The organism is Rhodococcus sp. IEGM 1379, assembly GCF_030056815.1.
Lineage (GTDB): Bacteria > Actinomycetota > Actinomycetes > Mycobacteriales > Mycobacteriaceae > Rhodococcus_F.
Window position 1 is genome coordinate 40386 of sequence record NZ_JASHKR010000034.1, and the last position, 6936, is coordinate 47321.

Sequence of the window (6936 nt, forward strand, 5' to 3'; positions counted from 1 at the left end):
GACGTGGTCACTGAGCTAGAGCAGGCTGATCTGCTCTCCCGCTCGGTCGACGTCCGGCTCGATCAACTCGCGTCCGTTGTTTTTGACGCTGTTGACCAAGGGCCGGACTCGATCGATCTCGATTCCGGAAAACAGATCGGGAATCGGTTCGAGTAGCGCCGGGTCGGCGCCGTGATCCGGGTCGAGCCAGGCTTCCCAGCGATCACGCGGCAGTGCGAGCGGCATCCGGTCGTGGACCTGTTCGAGGTGGCCGAGCGAATCGACGGTGACAATCGAGCAGCTCAGGACCGGATCTGCATTCTCTGCGGCCGGATTCCGCCACGCCGACCACACGCCGGCCATGAACAGCCTCGATCCGTCACCCGGGTGCAGGTAGTACGGAATCTTTGCGACCTTCTTGCCGCCCCGCGGTTCGGTCTGCCACTCGTACCAACCGTCCATCGGAACCAGGCATCGTTTGTATTTGAAGGCCGTCCGAAAAGCCGGCTTCTCGGCCAGCGAGTCGGCCCGAGCGTTGAACAACACCGGCCCCTTGCTCAGTTCCTTGGTCCAGGACGGCACCAAACCCCACCGCATCTGCCGTATCCGCTTGACCGCATCACTATCGGGATTGTCCCGGTCATGACGCTCGACGACGGTCAGCACCGTGGTCGTGGGAGCGACATTGAAGTCCGTCGACGCCTCCGACGAATGGTCCGTCTCGTCGAGCGCATCAAGTTCGACAGCCAAGCTGGCCGGGTCCGCTGTGGTCGCATACCTTCCGCACATGACACCCAGAGTGGCACGGTTTCGACCATTCCCCCACTGATAAGAGAAGATGGACCCTGTGAGTCTGAGTCTGTGGAGCGCCCCTTACGCCCAAACGCCGATCGACGCAGTGGTGACGCTGCCCGGATCGAAGTCCATCACCAATCGAGCCCTGATTCTGGCGGCTCTGGCGGACGGTCCGTCCACTCTCACCGGTGCTCTCCGCAGCCGCGATGCGGACCTCATGATCGCAGCGCTACGCGATCTCGGTATCGGCGTCGAAGAAGCGGGCAACCCCAGCACTCTGCGCATCACTCCCGGACCGCTCCGCGGCGGAGACGTCGACTGCGGTCTCGCCGGTACCGTCATGCGTTTCCTCCCGCCCCTGGCCGCAATGGCCGACGGCGTTGTTCGCTTCGACGGCGACGAGCAGGCCCGGACGCGACCGCTCGGCACCATCCTCGAGGCACTTCGTGGACTGGGCGCGCAGATCGAGGGCGACGCCCTCCCCTTCACCGTGACAGGCACTGGTTCGCTGCGCGGCGGAACCGTCACGATCGACGCTTCCGGTTCCTCACAGTTCGTCTCCGGCCTACTGCTCTCCGCTGCCGCATTCGAGGAAGGCGTCACCGTTCACCACAGCGGCAAGCCTGTCCCGTCCATGCCGCACATCGATATGACCGTCGAGATGCTCCGCGAAGCGGGCGTGTCCGTCACGACCCCGGCTACCGGCGGCGCGGCTGACACCTGGCGTGTTGGACCCGGACCGGTGCGCGCAGTCGACTGGGGCATCGAACCCGACTTGTCCAATGCCACACCGTTCCTGGCGGCCGCAGCCGTCACCGGCGGAACCGTCAGCGTGCCGCTGTGGCCGTCGTCGACCACTCAGCCCGGCGATGCGATCCGCGAAATCCTCGTCTCGATGGGAGCCGAGGTCATACTCGCCGACGGCATCTTGACCGTTCGTGGCCCGGAAACGTTGCGCGGCATCGACATCGATCTACACGACGTCGGAGAACTCACCCCGACCGTCGCGGCGCTCGCAGCCCTGGCCGAAGGAACTTCTCACCTCCGCGGCATCGCCCACCTGCGTGGCCACGAAACGGATCGCCTGGCCGCGCTCGCCGACGAGATCAACAAGTTGGGCGGTTCCGTCACCGAAACCGAGGACGGACTGACCATTGTGCCCGCGAAACTTCATGGCGGACAATGGCTCTCGTATGCAGACCACCGCATGGCCACGGCCGGCGCCATCATCGGCCTGGTGGTCGACGGCGTCGAAGTGGATGACGTCGCGACAACAGCGAAAACGCTGCCGGGCTTCGAGGGCATGTGGACCGACATGCTCGATCACTCCGCACGTAAGGCAAGCTTCTGAGCAAGCGACAGTACGACGAGTCCGACGTCCGGGTCCGGCCCGGCCGCGGATCACGCCCCCGTACCAAGACTCGCCCCGAGCATCTGTCCGCCGAATCGGGGATGGTGGTCTCCAAGGACCGCGGACGCTGGGGTTGTGTCCTGGGCGGTGACCCCAACCGACTGATCGTGACTATGCGTGCCCGCGAACTGGGCCGGACACCGATCGTCGTCGGCGATCAGGTTGACATCGTCGGCGATCTGTCCGGTAAAACGGACACTCTCGCTCGAATCATCCGGGTCTCCGAGCGCTCGACGGTGCTCCGCCGCACTGCCGACGACACCGACCCCTTCGAGCGCATCGTGGTCGCCAACGCACAGCAGTTGCTGATCGTGGTGGCCCTGGCTGATCCGCCGCCGCGCACCGGCTTTGTCGAGCGCGCACTGGTCGCGGCATACGTGGGCGGCCTGACGCCCATCGTGTGTCTGACCAAGAGCGACCTCGAACCACCGGAAGAATTTGCCAGTACGTTTGCCGATCTCGACATCCAGGTTGTTGTTGCCGGCCGCGACGATCCGCTCGACGAACTCACCACAATCTTGAACAACAAGCTGACCGCCCTGATCGGCCACTCCGGCGTCGGCAAATCGACGCTCGTGAATCGTCTTGTCCCCGACGCGAATCGAGCAGTCGGCATCGTCTCCGGCGTCGGCAAAGGTCGTCACACGTCGACGCAGTCGGTGGCACTCCCCCTGGCCGGTGGCGGTTGGGTGATCGACACACCGGGCATCCGCTCGTTCGGTCTCGCCCACATCTCCCCCGAAAATGTGGTTGCGGCGTTCTCCGACCTTGCAGCGCAGATCGAAGACTGCCCCCGCGGCTGCACGCACCTCGGTCCCCCGGCCGACCCCGAGTGCAAGCTCGATCTGCTCGAAGGAAAATCGGCCCGGCGTGTTATCGCGGTGCGCCAACTCCTCGAGGCGATCAAGTCCAACGATCAATACTGAAAAAACAGCCCGACACCGTCTTTGGCGGTGTCGGGCTGTTTTCTTCGGACGATGAAGCGGATCAGCGCAGGCCGAGCAGGCTCCGCAGCTTTCCGCCCTTACGCTTGCGGGCGATGGCACTCTTGAGGCCACTGGGACGGCCAGTCAACGGATCAACCGTCAGCGTCGCTTTGTTGTCGAACATCAACTCCGACGCAGTTTCCGGCGCATTGTCGACGGTATCCTTGAGATACTTGTTGGGCAGTGAGAGCTTGGCAATGGTGCGCCACGACTTGCCGTACTGCACCAGGAATGGCCCAGTGGTGTACGGCAGGTCGTACTTGTCGGTGAGCTCACGAACCTTGACCGCGATGTCCTTGTAGCGATTACTCGGCAGGTCCGGGAACAGATGATGCTCGATCTGGTAGCTGAGGTTGCCGGACATGAAGTCCATGGCCTTGCCGCCCTCGATGTTTGCGCTGCCGAGCATCTGACGCAGGTACCACTGCGCCTGCGACTCGCCGTCGATGTCTGCCTTGGTGAACTTTTCGGCACCGTCCGGGAAGTGTCCGCAGAAGATGATCGCGTTGGTCCACAGGTTACGAATGATGTTGGCGGTGAAGTTGGCACTGAGAGTGCTCTTCCACGCGGGGCCGGTCAGTGCCGGGTAGATGACGTAGTCCTTGACCAGCTGCTTGCCGATCTTCTCGCCCACCTCACGCAACTTACGACGCGTGTCCTCCATGTCGGTGCGACCCTTGGCCACCTTGCCGAGCTCGAGGTGCTGAGCGGCGATACCCCACTCGAAGAAAAGAGCCAGGAGCGTGTTGAAGGCGATGTTGCCGGCATTGAAGGGCTTCCACCGCTGGTCACGCGTGACGCGGAGCAGTCCGTATCCGACGTCGTCGTCCATGCCCAACACGTTGGTGTACTTGTGGTGCAGGAAGTTGTGCGTCTGCTTCCAGTGCGCGGACGGGCCGTTGACGTCCCATTCCCACGTGCTGGAGTGGATCTCCGGATCGTTCATCCAGTCCCACTGGCCGTGCATCACGTTGTGGCCGAGTTCCATGTTCTCGATGATCTTGGCGACGCCGAGAACGCCGGCACCAAGCAACCATGCCGGCCGCTTGCGACTGGCGAAGAGGATCGCGCGACCGCTGATCTCGAGGGAACGCTGCAACCGAATCACGTTGCGCACGTAGCGCGCATCCTTCTCACCGCGCGAATCTTCTATGTCGCGGCGGATCGCATCGAGTTCACGACCGAGCGCTTCGACATCAGCTTCGGTGAGATGCGCATATTCCTTAACATCGGCAATCGCCATCGGAAGGCCTCCTGGCAGTAAGTTCGGCTACAACGAGCAAGTTCATATCGAACGAAATCGACACGACCTACTGTACCGTAACTTACGGCACCGTAGGTTAGGTTTTTTCCGATGTAATCTATATCACTTTTTGCGCTTGGGCATGCGCGAACGAGCCTGCGACTTCAGAGCGGTCAGCAGTCCGACGCGCTTTCCCGTCACCGGGTCGGTGCGTAGATCTTCGACCATTGCCATTGCCGCGTCCTTGAAACCCGACTCCCGAAAGCGGAGCTCCGACGACGTCTCGGGCGCATGGTCCGACGTCGCGATCAACCACTTGTCCGGCAGCGCCAGCTTGTGAATGGTGCGCAACGCCAGCAGGTACTGCTTGAACAACGAACCGGTTGTGTACGGAAGATCAAACTTCTCGCACAGTGCCCGCATCTTCACGGCAATCTCCGGATAGCGATTGCTCGGTAGATCCGGGAAGACGTGGTGCTCGATCTGGTAGCTCAGATTGCCGCTCATCAATCCCATGAGCTTGCCCGAGTTGAAGTTCGCACTACCGAGCATCTGACGCAGGTACCACTCGTGACGAGTTTCCTGCTCGAACTCGGCAACCGTGAACTTCTCGGCACCGTCGGGGAAATGGCCGCAGAAGATCACGACATACGCCCACAGATTACGGACCAGGTTGGCAGTCGCGTTAGCAGTCAGAGTCGACTTCCATGCCGGCCCCGTCAGAGCCGGAAACAGTACGAAGTCCTTGCCGACCTGGTGGAAGATCTTGCGCGCGAAGTCTTTGTTCGCCTGCGAGTTCAACTGCCCCTTCGCGGAGCCTTCCAACTTGGATGCCGCCGTGAGGTCATGCAGGGCAATGCCCCATTCGAACGTCGCCGCCAGAATCACGTTGGCAACAGGCTGCAAAAGGTTGATCGGCTTCCACGGCTCGTCCCGCGTCATCCTCAAGATTCCGAAACCCAGATCGTCGTCCATGCCGACAACGTTGGTGTACGTGTGGTGCTGATAGTTGTGGGCACGCTTCCAGTGCTCCGACGGCCCCGTCTGATCCCACTCCCACGAGCACGAGTGGATCTCCGGATCGTTCATCCAGTCCCACTGCCCGTGCATCACGTTGTGCCCGAGTTCCATGTTCTCGATGATCTTGGACAAGCTCAGCAAGGCTGTGCCGGCCAACCACGCCGGTCGGTACCTGCTCCCGAAGAGCGCCATCCGTCCACCGAGCTCCAACGCTCGCTGGACCCGGATGACCCGGCGAATATAGCGAGCATCCCGAATTCCTCGGGAGTCTTCGATATCGAGTCGAATCTGATCAAGTTCACGCCCAAGCGCTTCGACGTCAGCTGCAGTGAGGTGCGAAAACTCTTTGATGTCGGTGATTGCCACCGTGGTCCTCCGGGTGCCTAGAAGCTATGCGTCAAGCGTACAGTCGCCCGCGGCGGCTGAGATGCACGTCTGGATGCGTTCACCCTCGACGTGCTGTTTTCCTGAACGCAGATCGATCGCGTGGCCCGAAACGAGCGGTACGACGCACGTTTGGCAGATTCCCATTCTGCAACCGAAAGGCATCAGCGCACCGGCCTTCTCGCCGGCCTCCAGGAGGGTCGTCGCACCGTCCACCGTGATGGTCTTGCCTGACTTCTCGAACGTGACCGTGCCGCCGTCCGCGTCGGCGTCGATACGCGAGACCGCGAATCGCTCCATATGGAGGCGGTCTTCGATTCCCTCCGCTTTCCAGACGTCGTCGATCTCGTCGAGCAACGGCAACGGACCGCACGCCCACGTGTGGCGTTCACGCCAGTCCGGGCACACCTGATCGAGGGAGCTCAGCTTGAACTTTCCGTCGCGGCGAGTGAGCTGAACGTGGCTGACAAAATCCTCATGTTCGGCGTGGAGAGCAGTGAGTTCATCGGCGAACATGACATCGGACTCCGTCGGAGCAGAGTGAATGTGCATGACGTCAGGCAACTGCCCACGACGATTCATGGTGCGCAGCATGCCCATGACCGGCGTGATTCCACTGCCGGCGGTGATGAACAGAATCTTCTCCGGCGGCGGGTCCGGCAACGCGAAGTTGCCCGACGGCGTTGCGAGACGGACGATCGTGCCCGACGGGACAGCGCCACCGACGAGGTGACTCGACAGGAATCCTTCGGGCATCGCCTTGACCGCGATGGAGATCTTCTTGTTTTCCCAGTTGGGCGGGGAGGTCAGAGAGTACGAACGCCAGTGCCAGCGGCCGTCGACATGCAAGCCGATACCGATGTACTGGCCCGGCTGGTAGTTGAAGTCGAATCCCCAACCCGGCTTGATCACAATGGTTGCCGAATCCTGGGTTTCCGGGCGCACCTCGACGATGCGGCCGCGCAATTCTCTGGCCGACCACAGCGGATTTGCCAGGTGAAGGTAATCGTCGGGCAGGAGAGGCGTCGTTAACCGCGCCGCTGCACCGCGCAGCAGATTGAGTTTCGACCGCGCTGCCGGAACTACCGACGCTGCCGGTGCCTCGATCCAGTCCTTCA

6 protein-coding genes are annotated in these 6936 nt (G+C 62.1%); 2 read left to right on the plus strand and 4 right to left on the minus strand.

The features are described 5' to 3' along the window. Positions 1-15: 15 nt before the first annotated feature. On the minus strand, positions 16-768 hold the full coding sequence (locus tag QM600_RS18125; RefSeq protein WP_283262876.1) for an SOS response-associated peptidase: 753 nt from the start codon (positions 766-768) through the stop codon (positions 16-18). A gap of 49 nt (positions 769-817) precedes the next feature. Here QM600_RS18125 and aroA point away from each other — a divergent pair, with 49 nt between their 5' ends. Both aroA and rsgA read left to right on the plus strand, forming a co-directional pair. Further along, positions 818-2125, plus strand: a complete 1308-nt coding sequence (gene aroA / locus QM600_RS18130) for a 3-phosphoshikimate 1-carboxyvinyltransferase (protein ID WP_283262877.1) — start codon at positions 818-820, stop codon at positions 2123-2125. Then, positions 2122-3111 (plus strand): ribosome small subunit-dependent GTPase A, encoded by a 990-nt coding sequence (gene rsgA, locus QM600_RS18135; RefSeq protein WP_243619466.1) that lies wholly within the window; start codon positions 2122-2124, stop codon positions 3109-3111. Before aroA ends, rsgA begins: the two co-directional genes overlap by 4 nt. A 61-nt stretch (positions 3112-3172) precedes the next feature. Here rsgA and QM600_RS18140 read toward each other — a convergent pair whose 3' ends face one another. From QM600_RS18140 to QM600_RS18150, 3 genes are all read right to left on the minus strand, one after another. After that, a complete protein-coding gene (locus tag QM600_RS18140; RefSeq protein ID WP_283262879.1) occupies positions 3173-4414 on the minus strand; it encodes a fatty acid desaturase family protein in 1242 nt (413 codons plus the stop codon). A 123-nt stretch (positions 4415-4537) separates the two neighbouring features. Beyond that, positions 4538-5800 carry a fatty acid desaturase family protein gene (locus tag QM600_RS18145; RefSeq protein ID WP_283262880.1) on the minus strand — a complete coding sequence of 421 codons (1263 nt, stop codon included), beginning with the start codon at positions 5798-5800 and terminating at the stop codon, positions 4538-4540. 24 nt (positions 5801-5824) lie between these two features. Next, positions 5825-6936, minus strand: a 1112-nt coding sequence (locus tag QM600_RS18150; RefSeq protein ID WP_283262881.1) for a ferredoxin reductase, incomplete at its 5' end; no start/stop codon positions are given.

Coding starts and splice junctions, on each gene's coding strand:
- QM600_RS18125 (WP_283262876.1), bottom strand. CDS start 768: ATGTGCGGAAGGTATGCGACCACAGCGGACCCGGCCAGCTTGGCTGTC.
- aroA (WP_283262877.1), top strand. CDS start 818: ATGGACCCTGTGAGTCTGAGTCTGTGGAGCGCCCCTTACGCCCAAACG.
- QM600_RS18140 (WP_283262879.1), bottom strand. CDS start 4,414: ATGGCGATTGCCGATGTTAAGGAATATGCGCATCTCACCGAAGCTGAT.